The organism is Bradyrhizobium sp. BR 10289 (assembly GCF_019455385.1).
Lineage (GTDB): Bacteria > Pseudomonadota > Alphaproteobacteria > Rhizobiales > Xanthobacteraceae > Bradyrhizobium.
The window spans coordinates 433,558-453,644 of record NZ_JACOFR010000004.1 but is presented as its reverse complement, the minus strand read 5'-3'; the positions used below and the strand labels follow the sequence as shown (position 1 = coordinate 453,644).

The 20,087-nt window shown below is 64.7% G+C and carries 25 protein-coding genes; 14 read left to right on the top strand and 11 right to left on the bottom strand.

Annotated features, from left to right (window positions below):
* Window positions 1–201: 201 nt before the first annotated feature.
* Both HYH08_RS11015 and HYH08_RS11010 read right to left on the bottom strand, forming a co-directional pair.
* Window positions 202–981, bottom strand: a complete 780-nt coding sequence (locus HYH08_RS11015; RefSeq protein WP_220009794.1) for a class II aldolase/adducin family protein — start codon at window positions 979–981, stop codon at window positions 202–204.
* Window positions 982–1,122: 141 nt separating this feature from the next.
* Window positions 1,123–2,772, bottom strand: coding sequence for a glycosyltransferase family 39 protein (locus HYH08_RS11010; RefSeq protein ID WP_220009793.1), 1,650 nt, complete (start codon window positions 2,770–2,772; stop codon window positions 1,123–1,125).
* Window positions 2,773–3,090: 318 nt separating this feature from the next.
* Here HYH08_RS11010 and HYH08_RS11005 point away from each other — a divergent pair, with 318 nt between their 5' ends.
* On the top strand, window positions 3,091–3,963 hold the full coding sequence (locus HYH08_RS11005) for a DUF308 domain-containing protein (protein ID WP_220009792.1): 873 nt from the start codon (window positions 3,091–3,093) through the stop codon (window positions 3,961–3,963).
* Between the two features lie 159 nt (window positions 3,964–4,122).
* Complete coding sequence (locus tag HYH08_RS11000) at window positions 4,123–4,542, top strand: Ros/MucR family transcriptional regulator (protein WP_220009791.1); 420 nt, start codon at window positions 4,123–4,125, stop codon at window positions 4,540–4,542.
* A 110-nt stretch (window positions 4,543–4,652) separates the two neighbouring features.
* On the opposite strand, the gene HYH08_RS10995 is transcribed toward HYH08_RS11000, so the two are convergent.
* Together HYH08_RS10995 and HYH08_RS10990 are read right to left on the bottom strand one after the other, a co-directional pair.
* Window positions 4,653–5,081, bottom strand: coding sequence for a SufE family protein (locus tag HYH08_RS10995; RefSeq protein ID WP_220009790.1), 429 nt, complete (start codon window positions 5,079–5,081; stop codon window positions 4,653–4,655).
* Window positions 5,082–5,352: 271 nt separating this feature from the next.
* Complete coding sequence (locus HYH08_RS10990; protein WP_220009789.1) at window positions 5,353–5,790, bottom strand: DUF5330 domain-containing protein; 438 nt, start codon at window positions 5,788–5,790, stop codon at window positions 5,353–5,355.
* 412 nt (window positions 5,791–6,202) lie between these two features.
* Between HYH08_RS10990 and HYH08_RS10985 the strand changes: the two genes are divergently transcribed.
* The 5 genes from HYH08_RS10985 (at window position 6,203) to HYH08_RS10965 (ending at window position 9,805) form a co-directional block, all read left to right on the top strand.
* On the top strand, window positions 6,203–8,086 hold the full coding sequence (locus HYH08_RS10985) for a PAS domain-containing sensor histidine kinase (RefSeq protein WP_220009788.1): 1,884 nt from the start codon (window positions 6,203–6,205) through the stop codon (window positions 8,084–8,086).
* Window positions 8,079–8,816 (top strand): peptidoglycan-binding domain-containing protein, encoded by a 738-nt coding sequence (locus HYH08_RS10980; RefSeq protein ID WP_220009787.1) that lies wholly within the window; start codon window positions 8,079–8,081, stop codon window positions 8,814–8,816. Before HYH08_RS10985 ends, HYH08_RS10980 begins: the two co-directional genes overlap by 8 nt.
* Window positions 8,817–8,922: 106 nt before the next feature.
* A complete protein-coding gene (locus HYH08_RS10975) occupies window positions 8,923–9,183 on the top strand; it encodes a BrnT family toxin (protein WP_220009786.1) in 261 nt (86 codons plus the stop codon).
* Window positions 9,164–9,457: a BrnA antitoxin family protein gene (locus tag HYH08_RS10970; protein ID WP_220009785.1), complete on the top strand. Its 294-nt coding sequence runs from the start codon at window positions 9,164–9,166 to the stop codon at window positions 9,455–9,457. The genes HYH08_RS10975 and HYH08_RS10970 overlap by 20 nt, the downstream gene beginning before the upstream one ends.
* 3 nt (window positions 9,458–9,460) lie before the next feature.
* The gene (locus tag HYH08_RS10965; protein ID WP_220009784.1) at window positions 9,461–9,805 is read left to right on the top strand and encodes a DUF1491 family protein; all 345 of its coding nucleotides are present in this window, start codon (window positions 9,461–9,463) and stop codon (window positions 9,803–9,805) included.
* A gap of 243 nt (window positions 9,806–10,048) precedes the next feature.
* Here the strand turns inward: HYH08_RS10965 and HYH08_RS10960 are convergent, their stop codons facing one another.
* On the bottom strand, window positions 10,049–11,026 hold the full coding sequence (locus tag HYH08_RS10960; protein WP_220009783.1) for a DUF2336 domain-containing protein: 978 nt from the start codon (window positions 11,024–11,026) through the stop codon (window positions 10,049–10,051).
* 255 nt (window positions 11,027–11,281) lie between these two features.
* Here HYH08_RS10960 and HYH08_RS10955 point away from each other — a divergent pair, with 255 nt between their 5' ends.
* Entirely contained in the window at window positions 11,282–11,470 is a 189-nt protein-coding gene (locus tag HYH08_RS10955) for a hypothetical protein (protein ID WP_220009782.1), read from the top strand.
* Window positions 11,471–11,484: 14 nt separating this feature from the next.
* Complete coding sequence (locus tag HYH08_RS10950; protein ID WP_220009781.1) at window positions 11,485–12,246, top strand: hypothetical protein; 762 nt, start codon at window positions 11,485–11,487, stop codon at window positions 12,244–12,246.
* Here the strand turns inward: HYH08_RS10950 and HYH08_RS10945 are convergent.
* Window positions 12,243–13,100 (bottom strand): LysR family transcriptional regulator, encoded by an 858-nt coding sequence (locus HYH08_RS10945; protein ID WP_220009780.1) that lies wholly within the window; start codon window positions 13,098–13,100, stop codon window positions 12,243–12,245. The genes HYH08_RS10950 and HYH08_RS10945 overlap by 4 nt on opposite strands.
* 94 nt (window positions 13,101–13,194) lie before the next feature.
* Between HYH08_RS10945 and HYH08_RS10940 the strand changes: the two genes are divergently transcribed.
* Entirely contained in the window at window positions 13,195–14,022 is an 828-nt protein-coding gene (locus HYH08_RS10940; RefSeq protein ID WP_220009779.1) for an MBL fold metallo-hydrolase, read from the top strand.
* A gap of 199 nt (window positions 14,023–14,221) precedes the next feature.
* On the opposite strand, the gene HYH08_RS10935 is transcribed toward HYH08_RS10940, so the two are convergent.
* Together HYH08_RS10935 and HYH08_RS10930 are read right to left on the bottom strand one after the other, a co-directional pair.
* Complete coding sequence (locus tag HYH08_RS10935) at window positions 14,222–14,662, bottom strand: GFA family protein (protein ID WP_220009778.1); 441 nt, start codon at window positions 14,660–14,662, stop codon at window positions 14,222–14,224.
* A 142-nt stretch (window positions 14,663–14,804) separates the two neighbouring features.
* Complete coding sequence (locus HYH08_RS10930) at window positions 14,805–15,671, bottom strand: L,D-transpeptidase (protein WP_220009777.1); 867 nt, start codon at window positions 15,669–15,671, stop codon at window positions 14,805–14,807.
* A 476-nt stretch (window positions 15,672–16,147) separates the two neighbouring features.
* Between HYH08_RS10930 and HYH08_RS37785 the strand changes: the two genes are divergently transcribed.
* The 3 genes from HYH08_RS37785 to HYH08_RS10915 all read left to right on the top strand — a co-directional run bounded on the left by HYH08_RS37785 (window position 16,148) and on the right by HYH08_RS10915 (window position 17,892).
* Window positions 16,148–16,348: a PepSY domain-containing protein gene (locus tag HYH08_RS37785; protein WP_220009817.1), complete on the top strand. Its 201-nt coding sequence runs from the start codon at window positions 16,148–16,150 to the stop codon at window positions 16,346–16,348.
* A gap of 10 nt (window positions 16,349–16,358) precedes the next feature.
* Window positions 16,359–17,267, top strand: a complete 909-nt coding sequence (locus HYH08_RS10920; RefSeq protein WP_220009776.1) for a DUF1259 domain-containing protein — start codon at window positions 16,359–16,361, stop codon at window positions 17,265–17,267.
* Between the two features lie 124 nt (window positions 17,268–17,391).
* On the top strand, window positions 17,392–17,892 hold the full coding sequence (locus HYH08_RS10915; protein ID WP_220009775.1) for a GlcG/HbpS family heme-binding protein: 501 nt from the start codon (window positions 17,392–17,394) through the stop codon (window positions 17,890–17,892).
* Window positions 17,893–18,149: 257 nt separating this feature from the next.
* On the opposite strand, the gene arsC is transcribed toward HYH08_RS10915, so the two are convergent.
* From arsC to HYH08_RS10900, 3 genes are read right to left on the bottom strand one after another with little or no spacing between them, the layout of a single operon-like run.
* The gene (gene arsC, locus HYH08_RS10910; protein WP_220009774.1) at window positions 18,150–18,572 is read right to left on the bottom strand and encodes an arsenate reductase (glutaredoxin); all 423 of its coding nucleotides are present in this window, start codon (window positions 18,570–18,572) and stop codon (window positions 18,150–18,152) included.
* Window positions 18,569–19,270, bottom strand: coding sequence for an aquaporin (locus tag HYH08_RS10905; protein WP_220009773.1), 702 nt, complete (start codon window positions 19,268–19,270; stop codon window positions 18,569–18,571). The genes arsC and HYH08_RS10905 overlap by 4 nt, the downstream gene beginning before the upstream one ends.
* Window positions 19,270–19,629: an ArsR/SmtB family transcription factor gene (locus HYH08_RS10900; protein ID WP_220009772.1), complete on the bottom strand. Its 360-nt coding sequence runs from the start codon at window positions 19,627–19,629 to the stop codon at window positions 19,270–19,272. The genes HYH08_RS10905 and HYH08_RS10900 overlap by 1 nt, the downstream gene beginning before the upstream one ends.
* Window positions 19,630–19,748: 119 nt before the next feature.
* Here HYH08_RS10900 and HYH08_RS10895 point away from each other — a divergent pair, with 119 nt between their 5' ends.
* Window positions 19,749–20,066, top strand: a complete 318-nt coding sequence (locus tag HYH08_RS10895) for an ArsR/SmtB family transcription factor (RefSeq protein ID WP_220009771.1) — start codon at window positions 19,749–19,751, stop codon at window positions 20,064–20,066.
* Window positions 20,067–20,087: the final 21 nt, after the last annotated feature.

The window sequence follows — 20,087 nt, the reverse complement described above, 5'->3', positions numbered from 1 at the left end:
ATCAGCGAATTAGTGAACATGCACAATTGCGAGCGCCGCGAAGCAATCCAGAATCTCTCCGCTGATGCAGTCTGGATTGCTTCGTCGCTTCGCTCCTCGCAATGACGGCAAACAAAAACGCCGCCCGGAATTGGGCGGCGTTTCATTCCAAAAGGCGTAGAGGTTAGTTGGCGACGACCCTACATCAAATTCGTGAAAATCTCAAGACCGGTAGCCCGGCAGCTCGCGGTCGAGCTTGCGCAGCAGCGGCGGCCAGACGAGGTTGGTGGCGCGCAGCTCGGCGCGGTCGCGGTTGGCGAGCAGCTCGGTGTTCTTCTCGATCGCGATCTCCTCGACCGGATAAACCGGCGTGCCCAGCGCGCGGGTGCGGACCTGCATCGAGCAGGCGCGCTCGAGGTGGTACATGCGCTCGAAGGCGGAGGCGACCGAGCGGCCGACCGTCAGCGTGCCGTGGTTGCGCAGCAGCATGTGGTTGTGGTCACCGAGGTCCTTCTGCAGCCGCGGCCGCTCGTCGTGGTCGAGCGCGATGCCTTCATAGTCGTGATAGGCAAGGTCGTGGGTGACGAGCTGCGCGGTCTGGTTCAGCGGCAAGAGGCCTTCGGCCGAGCTCGACACCGCGGTGCCGTCGAGGGTGTGGAGATGCAGCACGCAGATGGCGTCCTCGCGCACCTCGTGGATCGCCGAATGGATGGTGAAGCCGGCGGGGTTGATGCTGTATTCGCTCTCGGTGAGCTGGTTGCCGTGCAGGTCGACCTTGACCAGGCTCGAGGCCGTGATCTCGTCGAACATCAGCCCGTAGGGGTTGATCAGGAAGTGATGCTCGGGGCCGGGCACGCGGGCGGAGATGTGGGTGTCGACCAGATCGTCCCAGCCGTACAGCGCGACCAGGCGATAGCAGGCGGCGAGATTGACCCGCTGCTGCCACTCGGCCTCCGTCATATCAGACGGCACTTCCTTCAGGCGGGCTTCCGCTGGCGACATGGCTGGTCTCTCCGAAACATCGTTGTTGCGGGGAGGAGCCTAGACTTGGTCGGGAACGGCAGCAAGGCACATCAAGCGCGGCAGTTCAGCGTAGCCTGCATGCGAGATGGTCCCGGAATTCAGAACCGCAGGAGAATAATCTTACGGCGCCGGGATCGAGAGCAGGCTGGAAATGCTGCTGCCGCGGATGTCGTAGACGCGGGCGAACACCACGTCGTCGCGCTTGATCTCGACCAGCACGGGCGCGGTCAGGCCCTTGCAGTAGAACTCGCCGAGCGTCATGGCGAAATCGGCGGCGTTGGAATCCCAACCGATGGTGAAGTCGGGCCCGAGCGCGACCTGCGCCGGACGCTGCGGACCGCACACCGCGACCTTCCATTTGCGACCCCGCGGCGGAACTTCCTGGCGCTCGACCAGCTGTTCGCGCAGCTCGTCCGAGGCCTGCTTCAGCGCCAGGCCCCAATAGTCCAGCATGAAACGGTCGTCGGCGCCGCGCACGGTGCCGGCGATGTGGTTGAAGTGGGTGTATTGATAGGGATGCAGGCGGATCATCTCGGCCAGCGAGAGCGCGAGGCCGAAGCAGAAGGTCGCGAGCACCACCGGCTGCCAGGTGCGGTGCTTGGCGCGCAGCCGCTCCATGGTCCAGGCGAAGGCGACGCCGCCGAGCACCGCCATCGGTGGGATCACGAAGACGAAATGGCGGATGCCGTTGTAGAGCGCCGGGCGCTTCACCATCGCGATCGCGAGCGGCAGGGTCGCAGCCAGCGTCAGCATCAGGAGGATGGTCTTGCGGCGTGCCGGAACCTCGCGGCGCGGCAGCATGGCGAAGGTGCTGAACACGGCGCCGCCCATCAGCACCAGCATCACTTCGGGCAGCTGAAGCGCGAACAGCGTCGGCAGATAGGACCAGGGCATGTCGGGCACGGACACGATCGCGCCGTCGAACATTTCCTTCCAGGGCTTTTCGAAGAAGTGCGAGAAATAGGTCAGCGCCTCGAAGGGATTGCCGGGCTCCATGATCGACCACGGCCAGATCAGGCCCATCACCAGATAGCCGAACACGAGGCCGGGCAGCAGCACATAGACGACATGGACGAAGCGCCTGATCGCCTCGCGCGGGCGTTCGGCGCGCAGCTCCTCCAGCAACAGCGGAGTGAAGCCGACCACGGCGTAGACCAGCGAAAGACCGCCGAGAATGCGGGTGCCGAGCGCAAGGCCGGCACCGAGGCCGACGATCAGGACGGTGCGCGGCGATGGCTGCGGATACTCCTCCGCGAGCCGGACGAGGCCGAGCATCAGGATGATCATCGCCACCGCGAAGGGCGCATCCTTCGGGTTCATGAACATGTGGCCGTAGAAGATCGGGCAGAGCGCGAGCAGCAGCAATGCGGCAAGGCCGGCAAGCGGTCCGCCGATGCGGCGGCCGAGCCGCCATGTCACCGCAAGCCCGATCGCGCCGACGATCGCCCCGACCAGCCGGCGCGTCTCGAACAGCTCGAGCGGAATGACCTTGTGCAGGAGGGCCGCGACCATGTCGAAGCCGCCGCCGTACATGTAGAGGTTGGCAAAGGAGAGCGCCGCGGTGTCCCGGAAACCGGAACCGTACATGCGCAGCAACAAATCGGCATATTCAGCGTGGGTGTAATCATCCCAGCCGAGCCCGTAGTCGCGGAAGGTCAAGCCGGCGATGACGGCGACCGCAGCCAGCACCAGCATGGCGAGATCGTCGCAAGTCCGTTCGACCGAGCGCCGCTGGGGCGTGTCGATCGCCGAAGTCGTGATGGATGTCATGGCTATTGGTGACCCGGAATCCCCTCTTGGCCCAGCTGGTGCGCGTGGGCCACTTCCCCGGTCTCCCTATAGCGCAGTTCCATTACCAAGTAATTGGGCATTATGGCTAAATTCCTGATGCGACGCAGCAAATCCTTGCAACCGGGAGCGTACTAGCAGTAACGATCCGTAGCTGAAGGGAATGTGAATAAGTCCCTGATTTCCTTCCCTTTAGGAACGCCGCCCACAATTGGTCGTTGGCGAGGAACACAGTATGACGGTATCGTGGCGTAGAGTGAGAGGATGTCGCGTGTGGACACGCGGCTTGGGGTGGGTTCGATGACCTTGGCATTGTTGATCGCGGGCATCCTCGCCGCCATGGCGGGCCTCCTTGCGGTCGCTTTTGGCTTTTCCGTCAGGGAATTCAGCCTCGGCAGCACCCTCATAATCTCCGGCACCATTGGCGTCTGCTCCGGAATGTTACTGATCGGGCTGCATCTCGTGCTGCTCGAGCTGAGGGCCATCGCCCGCCGGCTTGCCGGTGCGCCCTCGGAAGTGCGGGTCAGGCCCGTGCTGCCGGGCCTTGCGACGTCTGGCGCTACTGCGCCCGAGCCTGCACCTGCTGGGGCGATGCGGGCCGAGCCGATCGCCCCGCCACCGACCGCCGCGCCGCCGCCATGGCAAGGCGAAGCGCCGCTGCGCGAGCGGCCACGCGTCGAGTCGCCGCCTGCGCCGGAGCCGGCAACGCCGCCGCTTCCTGAAGCTCCCGAAGCGCCGCGCCGGCGCAATCTGCTGTTCGCCTCGAGTTCGCGAAAGGAACGCGAACGTGCCGAGGCAAAGGTCGCCGAAGGTCCGCCATCGCCGCCGCAGGCAGAGCCCACCTCTCCGGACGCGCCGCCTGCGAGCTTCGAAGACGCCTGGCCGCGGGCGGATCGGATGCGTCCGCCGGAGCCGCCGGCCGCCGCGCGGCGCCCGCCGCCGCGCTCGCCATCGACCTTCACCGAGGCCGCTCCGCCCGCGCCGCCGCGCGCACCCGAGCCGGAGCCGGAGGTCGAGCAGGCGCCGGTCACCGTGCTCAAATCCGGCATTGTCGACGGCATGGCCTATTCGCTTTACTCCGACGGCTCGATCGAAGCGCAGATGCCCGAAGGCATGATGCGCTTTGCCTCGATCGATGAGCTGCGGGCGCATCTCGACCAGCGGGGCGGCTGACGCCCGCGGGCGCTCAAGTAAAGCGCCGCCATTCTTGTCACGTCCTCAGTCATCAGCTCATATTGGTCTGCTCTGTATTTGGCCGAACGTATTTGTTGACACGGAATACTTCGGTGGCGTCTGTCCTGTGAGGCGCAGGATTTAAGGAAAGGTCGGGCCATGTCGGATGCCGGGGCCAAGAATTTCATCGAGCTGACCGCGAGCATCGTGTCGGCCTATGTCGGCAACAACCCGACGCCGGCTGCCGAGATTCCGAACCTGATCAGCCAGGTGCACGGCGCGCTGGTGCGCGTCTCGTCGGGCCGCGCCGAGGCCGTGCCGCTCGAGCCGGCGAAGCCGGCGGTCTCGCTCAAGAAGTCGATCGCGCCGGATTATCTGGTGTGCCTCGAAGACGGCAAGCGCTTCAAGTCGCTGAAGCGCCATCTGCGCACGCAGTACAACATGACGCCGGAGCAATATCGCGAGAAATGGGGCCTGCCGGCCGACTATCCCATGGTCGCGCCGAACTACGCGGTGGCGCGCTCGCAACTGGCCAAGCAGATGGGGCTCGGACAGCAGCAGCGGAAGAAGGGGAAGTAGTCCAGTTCGAGATCTCGTAGGGTGGGCAAAGCGAAGCGTGCCCACGTTCCGAGTGTAATTGGAGAAAGCTCGTGGGCACGGCGCGTTGCGCCTTTGCCCACCCTACGAAGCTAGGACGCTTCCGCGAGCGCCTCTCTCGCATCGGTCTTGATCCGCTCGACCATCGAGCGCAATCCGTTGGAGCGCTGTGGCGACAGATGATCGCGAAAGCCGAACTCGTTGAACACCGCGATCGCGTCGGTATCGAGGATCTCCTGCGGCGTGCGGCCGGAATAGAGCGCGAGCACGATCGCGACCAGCCCGCGCACGATATGTGCGTCGCTGTCGCCGCGGTATTTCAGGATCGGTACGCCGCCATCGCGGTCGACCAGTTTCTGCAGCCACACCTGGCTGACGCAGCCATTCACCTTGTTCTCGGCGGAGTGCTCGGCCTCCGGCATTGGTTCCAGGGTACGGCCGAGTTCGATGACGTACCGGTAGCGGTCGTCCCACTCGTCCAGAAGCTCGAAATTGTCCCTGATCTCGTCAATATCAGTCATATCGGCACGAAAGTTCCTGTTCGGGCCAATATAGGGACGAAGAGCCGCGAAATCGATAGGCTTTGGCGGGCTTATTGATGATTGGATTGCGTGCAGTCGGTCGTCTGCTTCACCTCTCCCCCGCGGGGAGAGGTCGGATTGCGTAGCAATCCGGGTGAGGGGCCGCGGTATTCAGTAAGACTGTAATCCCTCACCCGGATCGCAGCTTCGCGGCGATCCGACCTCTCCCTTCGGGAGAGGTGAACCCAAAGCTCGTGCCGGAACGTTCGTCCTAATTCGCTGGCGCGGGGCCGCGCCATTCCAGCGCGAGGTCGTCCTCGGTCAGGGTGTCGCGCGGCGTCTCGCTCGCAGTGCTGTCGCCTTCGCCGGCCATTGCGATCGAGCCGGTGTGGTCAGGCGCCTTCTTGTCGTTCTTCTCGTTCTTATCGGTCTTCTCGAACTGCTCTTTCTTGTCGTTGATGATCTGATAGATCTTCTTCGCGCCGTCCTGGGCGCGCTGGCCGATGATGGTCGCGGCCTGTCCGCCGACCTCGCAGGCCGCCGGCTGGCGCTTGCAGAACTGGGTCATGTCGGAGACGGCCGCGGTCGCAGCCTGCACCGCATCGGCAGCACCGATCTGCGGCAGCCTCTCCGATTCGGGCGTCTTGTCCCTGGGCAGGAGCACCAGCACCAGCCCGAGCCAGAATGTGATGCGGAGCAGAAAGCGCATCTGATCGACCTGTACGTTAGATCCGGCCGCGGCGATTTCCGCGAGACGTTCGGACCTAGCAACTCTCGATAAATCGCAAGTGATTGCCTTCCGCTTAATTCGTGGAAAATTGACGCAAAATTCTTCCGAGGCTGCGGCCTCGTAAATTTTCCCTTGATGCGGGGTCCCCGTGGTGTTCCGGGGGGCGCATGTCCACCAATTCGAAACCATGCGACGGACGATGAAACCCTGTGTTCACCATCCTCGCTGAAGACGTCGTCAAATCGTCTAAAAAGCTCAGGGATGACACGGTGTCCGGCCGCGCGCGGCATCGCCTTAGCACTCGTTTAAGGTCGCTCTGACACGGTGGCTCAACGATAAGGAGGCGTTCCGGCGCGTCTTCTAAAGACGAGTGAGCCGAAGCGCGAGACCCGTGACAGTTTTGAGTATCATCCGCGATTGTCTCGATGCGCTGCTGCATCCCTCCGCGCGTTACGACGCGCTGACGCGAGCGCGCCATCGTGCCTTCATGGCGCCGCGGCTTCTGGGCAGCCTGGCAGCGTTCGCCGCATTCCCCGTTTATCTCGCCATGCGAGGCGCGCCGAGCGCGGTCGAGGTCGCCGCCTTCGCCTGGCTGATCGCGCCGATCATGCTGTCCTGGTTCCTGTCGCGCACCGGCCGCTACGAGGGTGCGCATGTGCTGTCGTCGCTGGCGCTCGCCGGCCTGATCATGGCGGTTGCGGTCACGACGGGCGGCATCGAATCATTCGCCGCAGTCTGGCTGGTCGTGGTCCCCCTCGAAGCTGCGCTGTCAGCTTCGCGCCGCGTTGCGGCCTTTGCCTCGCTGCTCGCGCTGTCCTGCGCCGGCATGCTGATCCTGATCAGCCAATTCGGCTGGCTGCCGGTGGAACAGCCGGGCGCGGCCGGGCGTAGCGTGCTGATGGCGTTCGGCGTCGCGTCGGCCATCCTTTATGCCGCGGGCCTTGCCTTCGGCGCGGAATCGCTCGCGCGCACCAGCGTTGCGCTGCTGTCCCGCGAGGAGGAGCGTTATCGCCTGCTCGCGCGCAACATGAGCGATGTCATTTCCCGCCATCAGCGCAACGGCGCGGTGCAGTTCATCTCGCCGGCCGCCGAAGCCATGCTCGGCCTGTCGGTGACGCAGTTGCATGGTCACGGCCTGTTCGACCGCGTCCATGTCGCCGATCGCCCGGCCTATCTCACCGCCTTGTCCGATGCCGCACGCGGCGACGTGCGCAGCGTCGAGTTCCGGCTGCGGCGCGAGCCTGTCGGCTCGGAACGTAACCAGGTCGAATTCATCTGGGTCGAGATGCGCTGCCGGCCGCTCGACCGGGATTCCGGCCGCGAGAATCCCGACAATGATGCCACGCGCGAGGCCGAGGTCGTCGGCGTGATGCGCGACATCACCGATCGCAAATTGTCCGAACTGGCGCTCGATCAGGCGCGCAGCGCGGCAGAAGCCGCCGATGCCGCCAAGACGCGCTTCCTCGCCACCATGAGCCACGAACTGCGCACGCCGCTCAATGCCATCATCGGCTTCTCCGAGATGATCGCGCAGGAGCAGACCCTGATGCTGGCAGCCAGCCAGCGCAAGGAATACGCCCAGCTCATCAACGATTCCGGCCAGCATCTGCTCTCGGTTGTCAACGGCATCCTCGACATGTCGAAGATGGAATCGGGCAATTTCGAGATTGCGTCGGAGCCGTTCGCGCCGCGGGCGTCGCTGACGCATTGCTGCAATCTCCTGGCGCTGAAGGCGCGGGAAAATGGCATCGATCTCATCACCGATGCGCCGCAGGATCTGCCTGTGATGACCGGCGATCCCAGGGCCTTCAAGCAGATCGTGCTCAACCTCGTCGCCAACGCCATCAAGTTCACCGAGCGCGGCGGCCAGGTTTCGGTATCAGCCGCGGCGACGGGATCGCAGCTCACGCTGCGCATCAGCGACACCGGCGTCGGGATTGCGCCCGACGATCTCAAGCGCATCGGCGCACCGTTCTTCCAGGCCGGCAAGACCTATCAGCGCCGTCACGAAGGCACGGGCCTAGGCCTCTCGATCGTGAAGAGCCTCGTGGCGTTGCATCTCGGCGAATTGACGGTACAAAGCAGGCTCGGTGAGGGCACCGCCGTCACCGTCAAGCTGCCGCTCGTCTACACGTCGCCGCAAGCCAAGCCTGCCGACGGGATGCCTGCCGAGAACAAGATCGCGACCTTGACGCCGGTTCTGCGCCAGGAATCTTACGACGAGCGTCATGACCAAACTCACGACCAACCTGCTCCGGTGAAGAAAAGTGCCTAAGAAGTCTGCCGACGACGAAGTTGCTCCGCGCCGCCGCGCCAAGAGTGGCGCCAAGGCTGGTACCAAGGCTGCGGTCATCGACGTCGAGACCGAGCGCAACCTCGTGATGCGTGTGCTGCTGCACAGCCCCAAGGATACGCTCGCAGGCCTCGTCGCCGTCGCCGCGGTCACAGCGATCGTCGCCAACGCGCTGTTCCTGCAGACCGGCCGGCATCCGGCGCCGATGTTCGGCACCGTGATCAATCTTCCTGCGCCGTCCTCGGTGCCGCTGTCCAATCCGATGCCGCGCCCGCGCCCCGTCGGCGCCGATACCTCGCCGCTCGAGCCGAAGGCGACCGAGTTTCGCGTCGAGCCCAAACCCGCCGAAAGAGCCGCCGAGAAGGCGCCCGAGAAGCCGGCTGACACGACGTCTTCGACGCCGCGCTCGGGCGATCCCATGACCAATCTGGTGATCAAGGCCACGACACCGCAATCGTCTGCGGTCGCCGTCGCCCGTCCGCCGGCGCCGATTCCGGTGCAGCAGAGCCCGGCTGCCAGGCGCATCGCCGGCGTGCAGCGCGCGCTGTCCGAATACGGCTATGGCAATCTGAAGATCACGGGCGCGATGGGCGCCGAGACCCAGTCCGCGATCCAGAAATTCGAGCGCGAGCACAAGATGCAGGTCACCGGCCAGGTCTCCGACCGCCTGCTGCGCGAACTCGCCGCCGCGATCGGCCATCCCGTCGAATAAGCGTCAGGGTTCCGCACACCATAATCCTCGACGACCCTCGCTGCCGTTCCGCGGCTGGGCCGATTGCAATTGACTGAAGGTCATTTTGTAGTTACAAAATAACCTTGTGAAAATCGTTTGGGACGAGCCAAAGCGCCGAGCCAATCTCGACAAGCACGGGATGGATTTCGCTGATCTCAACGAGAAGTTCTTCGATAACGCTCTGGTGTTGGCCTCGTATCGCAACCGCTGGCGCGCGATTGGCATCAATATTCGTGGCGTCATCTCGGTCATCTTCGCGACTCGGGGAACCGAGGGCATCAGCGTTGTCAGCATGCGCCCTGCCAGCAAGAAGGAGAGGGAGCTCTATGAAGCGAACCGCCGCTAAAAAGCGCTACACCGCACTGGACCTGCGTGCGGTGAGCGACAATCCGGAGTGGACCAAGGATGACTTCGCCAAGGCCAAGACTTTCGATGAGGTCTTCCCGGGTATGCGCAAGGGCCGTGGACCCAATAAAGCGCCCACAAAGCGACAGGTGACCCTGCGGCTGAGCCCTTCCGTGGTGGATTATTTCAAGGCTGATGGCCCGGGGTGGCAGAGCCGGATTGACGAAGCGCTGGTCAAAGTGGTGAAGCGCAAGCGCAGTTCTGCCGCGGGTTAGTTGATGCGTTTGAAATCAAACATCTGGGTCTCCGCTTACTTGCGCCGCTGCCAGACCGAGGGCGTGTTCGGCGCAGTGCGCCGTCGCGGCGCCGAGGAGGCGGGTGCGGTGTTCGTCAAGGTGTCGCTGCTCGACGGCAATGCGATGCTCTACGTGCCGGCGCCGCAGACGTCTTACGACGACGGCCGCCCGGTCGACCGGTTCTTCGTGCCGATTGCGCCGCAGCCGCAACCCGAAGCCGCAGTCGAGGAACGCCTGACCAAGGAGCTCCGCTTCGATCCCGATGCCTGGATCGTCGAGACCGAGGATCGCGCCGGGCGGCATTTTCTGGAACTGGCGAAGACGTAGCATCGGCGCCCGCCGCGCTCGTGTCCCGGACGCGCTGCAACGCTCTTGGCGTTGCGGCGCAGAGCCGGGACCATAGGCCGCGGTACGCGCTGCAGCATGGGCCCCGGCTCTGCAGCGCATCGCTAAGAAGCGCTGCGCTGCGTCCGGGGCACGAGACCACAGGCTGCCGCGCTTTGCTCCTCAATGACGTGGGGGGTGCGTCGTGTGCCTGACACCCCGTGTCACTGCCTACGAAGGCTAAGACTACCGCTCCGACGATCCGCCAGTCCCCGTGCGCACCCCAGGCGCCGATCCCGGCTGCACGCCCGGGCGCGTCTGGCTTGCGCCGGCCCGCGCGCGCTGCCGCTCGCCATCGTGCAGCGCGGGCTGATACTTCGCCCGCGTGACCGCGAGCGTCGAGCCGCGCCAAGCCGCCAGCATCACCAGCGCGGAGCGGTCGCTGAGGCGGTCGTAGAGCCGCGACAACCGGTACACGCTGTTCACGGAATTGCCGATCGCGGGCTTGAAGAACAGCAGGATGCGCTGGAAGTTCGGGCTCGGCATGTCGAGCGCGCGCGCGGCGACCGCGAGCGCTTCGCCGCCTTCATCGTCGACGATCTGCGCTGCGACGCGCGAGGGCAGGATCAGGCTGTCGCCGAGCTCGTAAGCGAAGTTCTCGGCATCGCCCGCAATCGCCGCCATCTCCAGGATCTGGATGGCGCGCTTGGCGCGCGCGGTCGGAATTCGCGGCGCCGCCTTCAGCGGCGTCTGCGCCAGATTGTGCAGGATCAGCGCGCGCTCGCTCGCATCGGCGCGGAAGAACATGTCGTGGATCTCGGCGGCGTCCTTCGGCTGCATCGCCATGTTCGCGGCCATGCGCTGCTCGGCCTCGGTCGGCGCGCGGGCGGGCGAGGGCGCCGCCGGCGCAGTCGCGATTTCGCGCGCGAGGGGGACCCTGCGGCCTTCCTGCGCCGCGACCAGCCCGAGCTTCTGCAGCACCGGGACGGGGGTCTGCGGATAGATCGCAAGCTTTGCCTTGACGGAGGCGCGCGTCGCATCGTCGACCTGGTCGATCAATCGCGTGGCGAGCTCGACGAATTGCCGCTGCTCGTCGTCGCTGTGGATGCGGGTCTGGACATAGAGGTCGGTCAGCACGCGCAGCAGCGTCGGGCGAACATCGACGCCTTCGCGACGGGACAGGGTCATCAGCCCGTCGAATCCGGGAAACAGCGACTTGGTCATGGAGGCGTACGCGACTCGACAAAAGAGACTTGGGCCGAGCCTAGCGCAGGTTCCTTTAAAGGCTCGTTAAGGAAAACGAGGCGTGAAGCGAACCCGTCAATTCGAGGGATTCCCGTGCCGCAGCGGGACACGGGCGCGCGGTCCGTGCGGTTACGGTCCAGGGAGCGCGTTTACACCCCGTTAACCATGAACTGATCTTAATGACCCACATGTTGCAGGGGCGTATTTCATCGCGCGGCAATTGAGAGAGCTGACATGGGGACCATCATCGAATTTCCGGCCGGTCGCCGGGTAGGCTCGTCGGGGGACGTCACACCGCGTGCGGACATGGGGAAGATCCTGATCCTCCCGGTCATCCGCATCGAGCGCGGGAGCGACGAAACCAGCGGCGATCGCGGGCCTGAAGCGGGCACAGCGCAGGGGCGCCGCCGTCGTCGTCGCTGACGTCAGGTTCTGCAATGCCGGACATCATCCGCCATCTCCGGCCTTTCGGTACGGCCATCCTGCTCGCAATTGTGGGCGCGAGCCTTGCCGCCTGTAGCGGCGGCGATTTCGGCCGCACCCGTGCTGATATGCGCAGCGACGACATGCATCGCTGGCTCGGCGGTGAGGCCACCGGCAGCCTCGGCCTGAAGCCGTCGCAATTCCAGCTCACCGACGAGGAGCGCCAGCTGCGTGACCTCGCCTATCCCATGATCGAACCGCCGCTGTCGCGCCCTGCATGGAAGAGCGTGTTCGGCGACTACAAGGCGTTGCCGTCGCCCTGGCAGCAGAAGGTCGTGTTCGACCGTACCATGTATGGCCGCACGCTGATCGACGAGCCGCACCGTTCGCACTCCTCGCGCTACGCGCAACTGATCGAGGACGTGCGCAACGACACTACGCGTTTCGAGCCGTTCTTCGCCTCCGCGATCCGCGTCATCGATCTCGACCGGAAGCGCAATGCCAGCATGTCGCGCGTCTCCGGCCTCTCGCAGAAGGAGCGAGACGACGCGGTGGCGCGCATGCAGGAGAACTCGCTGATCATCCAATGGGTGCAGCAATGCCTGGAGCAGCGCGTCTCGTCCTATCGCTGGGCGCTGGAGCGCCTGGTGATCCAGGCCCCCGACGGCATGGCCGCCGACGCCGACCGCCTGATCGGCGAGCTCGCCGCCCAGACCGCCAATCCGCCGGTCCAGGCGCAACCGCCTTACGGCCGCGCGGTGGTTTCCAAGGGCTAGGACTTTTTGCGAGTCCGAGGCTCTTGCCTCGCAGGCTTGCGCCGCTGCTTCTGAAGCTTGCCGACGAAATCCTTCAGCGGATCCGCCAGCGGCACGGACGCGCGATAGGCGAACCCGACCTCGCGTTTGACCTTGACCTCGATCTCCCGCACGGCGACATCGGGATTGCTGCGCGCCACGCCCTCCGGGACGATGGCGATGCCGACGCCGGCTGCGACCAGCGCCATCGCCCAGTCTTCTGATTGCGCGATCGCCGCGGTCTGGCGGCGCTGCGATGCACGGCCGAAGAATTCGCTCTGCTCGCAATGGCAGCGGTCGATCAGGGCGACGCCGGCGAGATCGGCGGTGCGAAGCTTGTCCTTCAATGTCAGCGGATGCGATGGCGGCAGCGCGGCGACGTAGCGCTCGCTCCACAGTGGCACGAAATGCTCGTCGGCCCGCAGCATGCTCTTCGAGATGATCCGCGCATCGGCGCGCTCGTCGCTGCCGACAAGGCGGAGCGCGACGTCGCTGCGTGCCGTCAGCGGCTTGAGCAACGCGATGGTCCGGGGCACGTCGAGCGTGCGCATCAGGCCGAGCGTGACATTGGCCCTGGCCGCAGGCTTCCTGAACAGGCTGCGGGCGGCATCGGTCTCGTCGATGATGCGGCGGGCGAGGGCGTGAAACTGTTCGGCCGAGGCGGTCGGGGCGACGCCCTTCTTGTGCCGAATGAACAACGTGGTGCCGAGCTCGGCTTCCAGATGGGTGATTGCGGTCGAGATCGACGGCTGCGACACGAAGCACGCGCGCGCCGCCGCGGTGAGATTGCGTTCGCGGTACACGGCGGCGAAATAGCGCAGTTCGCGGATATCCATAGGTTCAGCCTAGAGATAACATCAAGAGTCAGTATTTTGCCTATGGATATTCCGGTGGCAAGAACGCGTCCGTCACGACAGCCAGGAACGCACGATGAAAATTCACCACCTCAACACCGGCACGATGTGCCCGATGGGCCGCCGCCTGGTGAACGGCACCGGCGGCCTGTTCCAGCGCGCCCGGCTGGTCTGCCATTGCCTGCTGATCGAGACCCATGACGGGCTCGCGCTGGTCGACACCGGCATCGGCCTTGGTGACATCGCGACGCCCGACCGGCTCGGGCGTCGATGGGTACGCCAGACCGCACCAAAACTCGCCCCCGCCGAGACGGCCGTGCAGCAGGTGAAGGCGCTCGGCTATTCGCCGGCCGACGTCCGCCATGTACTGTTGACTCATCTCGACCGCGATCACGCCGGCGGCGTGGCTGATTTCCCTGATGCTGCGATCCACGTCCACCGCGCCGAACACGACATGGCGGTGCTGCGCAAGCCGGCGCCACCGCAAGGGCGCTACGTCGCGGGACAGTGGAACCACGGTCCGCGCTGGCAATTCTACGGCGAAGCCGGCGAGGACTGGTTCGGCTTCAAGGGCGTGCGCGCCCTCGGCGACAAGGAGGCGGATATCCTGATGATCCCGCTTGCCGGCCACACGCTCGGCCATTGCGGCATCGCCGTGCGATCGGGCGAAAGATGGCTGCTGCACGCCGGCGACAGCTATTTCCATCACGCCCAGCTCGACGCCTCGCCGCGCGTGCCCTTGCTGCTGGGCTATTTCCAGCGCAAGGGCGACATGGACCGCAAGATGCGGATCGCCAACCAGGCGCGGCTGCGCGCACTGAAGCGCGATCACGGCGACCGCGTCAGGATCGTCAACAGCCACGATCCCGCCGATTACGAGAGCTGCCGCTGCGGCGCGCACTGACCGCGCGCCGTCGGCCTTTTGCCATGGATCAACCCGTTGCGACGGGCCGCCTCAGCTTAAGGTAGAAGCTGTAACCGCCCGTTGCGCGATTGAATCGACCTGCGATGGCGCATAGTCACCGATGTTCCGGGCCTGATGAGCAATCGCGTTCGAGCAGCTTGCGATGGGCGCATAGCGGAACGAAGTCAAGCAAGAGCGGTCATGTCGAAGAGCTCTCGTCGGCCGGGATGAAGCGGAGCGTGCCGGCGCGCCGCGTCGGCTTGCCGGTGTCGCTGGTGTGATTGATGCCGTCCATGACGGGCACTTCAGCGAAGTCGAACGGGCTCACCCCGTCGAGGCAGGCCACGTTGACGGCATAGAGGCTGGTGTCGGATCGCCGCTGGTGATGCGTGTAGATTCCGCAGGTCGAACAGAAGAAATGCTGCGCCGATCCGGTATGGAAGCGGTAGCTCGTCAGCGCATCCTCGCCCTTCAGGAACTTGATCCCGCCCATCTCCGCCATGGTGACGACGGCGCCGCGCATCCGGCAGTAGGAGCAGGTGCAGCGGCGGATCGCATTGAAGCCGTCGCTGAGCGTCACCTCGAAGCGCACCGCGCCGCAATGGCACTGCCCGGCCCGAACCTTCGTCTCGTCCACCATTTTGCCTGTGTCTCCTGTCCGGAGTCGGCCGGCGAGCCGTCAAGATCCGTGCGGGCGGGCCAGACTTTCGATGATGGCTTTGTTTAGCCGTTTTGCCCGACGTGTCAAAGGCCGCGCAAAGCGCGCATGACAGAGAAGCGAGTTAGTGGGCCTCTGCGACCTTCGGTCCGGGCGACGGCATCTGTGCGTTGGGTGTCGAGGGTCCGTTCGTCGGCGATGCCTGGTCCGGCGACCGTGAGGCGTCGGGCGTTGCACCCGGAGACGGCCGATGGGCGGCGGTTGACGGAAGCACGATCACTTTCGCGCCGACCTTCACCCGCTCATAGAGGTCCACGACGTCGTCATTGGTCAGCCGGATGCAGCCGGACGACACGCGCTTGCCGATCGTGTCGGGCTTGTTGGTGCCGTGAATGCGATATTCGGTCTCGCCGAGATACATCGCGCGCGCGCCAAGCGGATTGCCGGGTCCGCCGGCCATGAAGCGCGGCAGATAGGGCTGACGCACCAGCATCTCCGTCGGCGGACGCCAATCCGGCCATTCCGTCTTGCGCGCGACGGTCTGTTCGCCGGACCATGTGAAACCCTCGCGGCCGACACCGATGCCGTAGCGCATCACCTGCGAGGAATTCAGAACGAGATAGAGAAACGTGTTGTCGGTATCGATGATGACGGTGCCCGGCGTCTGGTGGCTGGCGTAGTCGACGACCTGTCGAACGAACTTTCCGGGCGCGTCGGCGGCTTTCGGCGGATCGAACTTCGGCGCGGGCGCCGGCGGTTGAGCCGGAGCCGGAACCGGCGCGGATGCGCGCTCGGGAGCTGCGACATATACCGGCGTCGACGATGCCTGAGCTTGAGGCGCCGAGGGCTTGCGCGCGGGTTGAACGCTCGCCGGCCGAGACAGCCAGCCGTATCCCAAAAGCGCGGCAGCGGCTGTGACGCCGACGGCCACTCGTCCGGCCATGGGAAGCGCGAACGTCTCTGCCTTTCTGCGTTTCGCCCGCTTCGCCATATCGTCCCCCAGATGACCGGTGCCTGGAAGAGGTACCCAGCAAATTTTAACAAACTTCGAAGCATGTCCGGCGCAGGCCGGAACCGTTAACGGATGTGGGAAAAAGTCATCATTCATTCATCATGGGAATTCCGGCAATCGCGCAGGGACACGATTTCCCTGTGGCCATGCTTCCGCGGGCTCAGCCGCGAAGACGCGCGTCGCCCGCAAAATCGAATTCGTTCCATCCGATCGTTGAAATCTTTTTGACCAGCCATCGACGTTTTCACCCGCGTTCTCGGTCGCACGCGGATTGACAGCTCAGCCCCTGAGGCTTCTATTTGGCGCCATCGGGGATGTGCGATCTCCCCGCGAGGCGACATGCCCAAGAATCGCGTCCTGTTCATCGAGGGCGCAGCATGTCCACATCACACACATCCCATCCGACAATTGGTCCTGACCGGCGGCGGCGTCAGTCCTCGCTATCATGCGCCGTCCTGCTGGTTGCACTTGCAGGACTATCGCCCGTCCATGCCCTGACCCAGGAAGAGCTCGTCGCCCGGATCCAGGCCGCAGGCTACGCGCAGGTCAGCGACATCAAGTCGACCGCCGAAGGCATCACCGCAAAGGCGATGAAGAACGGCAAGGAGGTGCGGCTCGTCGTCGACAGTAGCGGTCAGGTCAAGGAGCGGAACTAGGAGGAGCGCGATGAGAACAATCACCAGAGCCCTGGCCGGCATCGGCGCCTGCCTCGCCGCATTCCACTTTGAGCTTCTCGTTCCCGCACGGGCCCAGGAGGCCGACTGGCAGAAGGTTGACGAGACGCTTGGCCGAAAGCCCATGGTTTCGGACGATGTTCGCCGCTATGGCTTTCCGCGGAGTGATCTCTCGGTGACGCTTGATGGCGTGACGATCAAGCCGGCGCTGGCGCTCGGTGGCTGGGTCGCCTTCAAGCCGGGACATGGCGGCGCCATGGTCATGGGCGACCTCGTCCTGCTCGAGACCGAGATCAATCCCGTGATGGCGAAGATGATCGCAAGCGGTCTCGAGATCACCGCCGTGCACAATCACCTGCTGCGCGCCAGCCCGGCGACGTTCTACATGCATGTCGCGGGGCACGGCGACCCCGTCAAGCTGGCCTCGGCGATCCATGATGCGCTCGCCGAAAGCAAGACCCCGCTGACCGTCGCAGCGCCAGCCGGCCCGCCGCCCGCCGTCGACCTCGATACTGCGAAGCTCGACCAGATCATCGGCGTCAAGGGGCAGGCCAATGGTGGCGTCTACCAGTTCAACGTGAAGCGTCGCGACCCGATCACGCAAGAGGGCATGGCGCTCACGCCCGTCGGGGCCATGGGCGTCGCGACCGGCATCAATTTCCAGCCCACCGGTGCAGGAAAGGCGGCCATCACGGGCGACTTCGTGCTGACCGGCGACGAAGTGAATCCGGTCATCCTGGCGCTCCGGACCCACGGCATCGAGGTGACGGCGCTGCATAGCCACATGCTGGACGAGCAGCCACGGATCTTCTTCATGCACTTCTGGGCCAACGACGATGCGATCAAGCTCGCCGAAGGCCTGCGTGCCGCGCTCGACAAGACGGCAAGCACGAAGGGCTGATTGCGAGGCCGACCCCCGCGGGCATGATCGGCCTGTGGACCAGGGCGGATAGCGTGACCCTGCTCGACGATCCGGCATATGGTGAGATCAAATAGGCGCATGTCCACCTTTGCCGGAGCTAGCCATGAATGTTCGATGTCTGTCGGTTGCGACCACCCTGCTGATTGCGTCCATGAGCCCAATGCGGGCGGACGAAACTCTTGTGATTTCCAAATCGCTCACGCCGGAGCTGGCGCTCGATCTCGCGCGCGCTGCGTTGGATAGCTGCCGCAGCCGTGGCTACCAGGTTGCCGTCGCAATCGTCGATCGCTCCGGCGTCACGCAGGTGATGTTGCGCGATCGCTTTGCGGGCGCCCATACGCCGTCGACGGCATCCGGCAAGGCCTGGACAGCCGCCTCGTTCAAGACCAGCACGAGCGAGCTGAACGCAATCAGCCAGCCGGGCATGATGCAGGCGGGCATTCGCAATCTTCCCGGGGCAGTCATCATCGGAGGCGGGCTGACCGTCGAAGCAGGCGGCTCTCTGGTTGGAGCGATCGGCGTCTCCGGAGCGCCTGGCGGCGACGCTGACGAAGCGTGCGCGCGAGCCGGCATCGAGGCCATCCGCGACAGGCTCGAGTTCTGAGGGGCGAGGCGCCGCCCTCGCACGACGATCGCGGTGCCTGACCGACGCAGGGGAATCGCATCTGGGCTTGGCGGGTCCTGAGCGAGCGCCTCGTCCTTCGAGACGACCGCTGCGCGGTCTCCTCAGGATGAGGCTAAGCAACAGCTTTGCCTGTTTAAGATTGTGGCGACATACTCCGTCCTCATCCTGAGGGCCCGCCGGAGGCGGGCGTCACGAAGGATGGCCGCGTGCGGGCTTCCCGCCATCTCCATCTCTGGCTAGGGAAGGCGAGGTCCGGGTGCCGGGGCCTCGACCACCTCGCCATCCTCCTTCACGAACCGGCCGACAGGGTTGTCCAGGAGGTCGATGACGGCTTCCGAGGGCCGGCACAATCGTGTGCCCTTTGGCGTCACCACGATCGGGCGGTTGATCAGGATGGGATGCGCAAGCATCTGGTCCACCAGCTCGTCATCGGACCATTTGGGATCGGCGAGGCCGAGCTCCTTGTAGGGCGTTCCCTTCTCGCGCAGCAGCGCGCGGACGGTTATTCCCATCTCCGCGATCAATCGCTTGAGCGTTTCGCGGGACGGCGGCGTTTTCAAATACTCGATGACAACAGGCTCGACGCCGCTCTGCCGGATCATCGCCAGCGTATTGCGCGAGGTGCCGCAGTCGGGGTTGTGGTAGATCGTGACGCTCATCGGGTCGTCTCCGCCATAGGGACAGGGCCGCGCGCATTGGAATGTCCGAGCAGCCAATTCATCAACAACATGCCGGCGAATGCTCCGCAGAGCTCTGCAAGGATGAAGCCGGGCAGGTCGATGGGGCGAATGCCCGAGAATGTGTTGGTCACCGATCGCGCGATCGCCACGGCCGGATTGGCAAACGATGTCGAGGCCGTGAACCAGTAGGCCGCCGTGATGTAGAGGCCCACTAGCCACGGGACGGCGGTTCGCTGAAAACGAACACCGGCCAAAATCGTCGCGACCAGTCCGAATGCCGCGACAGCTTCTGCAAACCATTGCGGCCCTCCCGTTCGAATCTTGGTCGAGAGGTCGAGCAGGGGTAGTCCGAACATCAGATGTGCCGCCATCGTTCCCGCGATGCCGCCGGCGATCTGCGCGACCACATAAAGCACGGCTTCGTTCACGGGCAACTCGCGCTTGCCGGTGAACACCAGCGTGGCCGCGGGATTGAAGTGTGCACCGGAGATTGGACCGAGCACAGTGATCAGCACGACCAGGATCGCCCCGGTTGGCAGCGTGTTGCAGAGAAGCGCAAGGGCGACATCCTTCGTCAGCGTCTCCGCCATGATCCCGGAGCCGACCACCGTCGCAACGAGAATACCGGTGCCGAGTGCTTCGGCCGCAAGGCGCCGCGAAAGGTCGTATGTCTGCATCAGCGCGCTCGCTCCTTCCGTTTGGGTGCGCAGCAGGATTGCAGGGTCTCGACGACGGGCTCGCACACCTCCGGCCGGCCGCCGCAGCAATCGCGAAGCAGGAAAACGGCTACATCTCGAAATTCGCCGAGGTTGGCGCGGTAGACGATCGAGCGGCTGTGCCGCTCGGAGGATACCAGGCGCGCGCGGCTCAGGATCGTCAGATGCGCCGAGAGGGTGTTCTGGGGCACCTCGAGCAGGCGGGCGAGGTCGCCGGCGGCAAGGCCGTTGGGCTCGTGTCTGACTAGTGCCCGGAAGGCCTCCAGACGAGTCGATTGGGACAGCGCGGCAAGAGCCAGGACGGCTTCTTCTGATTCCATATATCCAGATATATGGAATTACCGGCAGGGCGTCAATTTCCGGGATTTCGGGCTTCTTATTTCGAATATTCCAGAAATATGGTTTGACATCCGGCGCAAAAGGGCGCAGCTTTGCCGGCATGAAGATCGCCGATGCAGCAGCACGTTTGGAAGCCTTGGGTAACCAGACCCGTCTCCAGATTTACCGGGCTTTGGTTCGGGCCGGGCACCCGGGCATGCCTGTGGGACGCCTGCAGGACAAGCTGAAGATACCGGCCTCGACGCTGTCGCATCACATCAAGACCCTGGTTGCGGTCGGGCTCGTCAGTCAGGTCCGGGAATCCACCACCCTGATCTGCCACGCGAACTTCGATGCGATGCGGGGGCTGGTCGATTTTCTCGCGGCGGAGTGCTGTGCGGACGAAGTCGGATGCAAGGCCGCGCAGACGGCCGCGTGAGTTTGTCGTCCACTATTATTC

Excerpts from the sequence above, each read along its gene's own strand:
- HYH08_RS11015 (WP_220009794.1), bottom strand. The coding sequence starts at position 981 with ATGTCGCCAGCGGAAGCCCGCCTGAAGGAAGTGCCGTCTGATATGACG.
- HYH08_RS11010 (WP_220009793.1), bottom strand. The coding sequence starts at position 2,772 with ATGACATCCATCACGACTTCGGCGATCGACACGCCCCAGCGGCGCTCG.
- HYH08_RS11005 (WP_220009792.1), top strand. The coding sequence starts at position 3,091 with ATGACCTTGGCATTGTTGATCGCGGGCATCCTCGCCGCCATGGCGGGC.
- HYH08_RS11000 (WP_220009791.1), top strand. The coding sequence starts at position 4,123 with ATGTCGGATGCCGGGGCCAAGAATTTCATCGAGCTGACCGCGAGCATC.
- HYH08_RS10995 (WP_220009790.1), bottom strand. The coding sequence starts at position 5,081 with ATGACTGATATTGACGAGATCAGGGACAATTTCGAGCTTCTGGACGAG.
- HYH08_RS10990 (WP_220009789.1), bottom strand. The coding sequence starts at position 5,790 with ATGCGCTTTCTGCTCCGCATCACATTCTGGCTCGGGCTGGTGCTGGTG.
- HYH08_RS10970 (WP_220009785.1), top strand. The coding sequence starts at position 9,164 with ATGAAGCGAACCGCCGCTAAAAAGCGCTACACCGCACTGGACCTGCGT.
- HYH08_RS10965 (WP_220009784.1), top strand. The coding sequence starts at position 9,461 with ATGCGTTTGAAATCAAACATCTGGGTCTCCGCTTACTTGCGCCGCTGC.
- HYH08_RS10960 (WP_220009783.1), bottom strand. The coding sequence starts at position 11,026 with ATGACCAAGTCGCTGTTTCCCGGATTCGACGGGCTGATGACCCTGTCC.
- HYH08_RS10955 (WP_220009782.1), top strand. The coding sequence starts at position 11,282 with ATGGGGACCATCATCGAATTTCCGGCCGGTCGCCGGGTAGGCTCGTCG.
- HYH08_RS10950 (WP_220009781.1), top strand. The coding sequence starts at position 11,485 with ATGCCGGACATCATCCGCCATCTCCGGCCTTTCGGTACGGCCATCCTG.
- HYH08_RS10945 (WP_220009780.1), bottom strand. The coding sequence starts at position 13,100 with ATGGATATCCGCGAACTGCGCTATTTCGCCGCCGTGTACCGCGAACGC.
- HYH08_RS10940 (WP_220009779.1), top strand. The coding sequence starts at position 13,195 with ATGAAAATTCACCACCTCAACACCGGCACGATGTGCCCGATGGGCCGC.
- HYH08_RS10935 (WP_220009778.1), bottom strand. The coding sequence starts at position 14,662 with ATGGTGGACGAGACGAAGGTTCGGGCCGGGCAGTGCCATTGCGGCGCG.
- HYH08_RS10930 (WP_220009777.1), bottom strand. The coding sequence starts at position 15,671 with ATGGCGAAGCGGGCGAAACGCAGAAAGGCAGAGACGTTCGCGCTTCCC.
- HYH08_RS10920 (WP_220009776.1), top strand. The coding sequence starts at position 16,359 with ATGAGAACAATCACCAGAGCCCTGGCCGGCATCGGCGCCTGCCTCGCC.
- HYH08_RS10915 (WP_220009775.1), top strand. The coding sequence starts at position 17,392 with ATGAATGTTCGATGTCTGTCGGTTGCGACCACCCTGCTGATTGCGTCC.
- arsC (WP_220009774.1), bottom strand. The coding sequence starts at position 18,572 with ATGAGCGTCACGATCTACCACAACCCCGACTGCGGCACCTCGCGCAAT.
- HYH08_RS10905 (WP_220009773.1), bottom strand. The coding sequence starts at position 19,270 with ATGCAGACATACGACCTTTCGCGGCGCCTTGCGGCCGAAGCACTCGGC.
- HYH08_RS10900 (WP_220009772.1), bottom strand. The coding sequence starts at position 19,629 with ATGGAATCAGAAGAAGCCGTCCTGGCTCTTGCCGCGCTGTCCCAATCG.
- HYH08_RS10895 (WP_220009771.1), top strand. The coding sequence starts at position 19,749 with ATGAAGATCGCCGATGCAGCAGCACGTTTGGAAGCCTTGGGTAACCAG.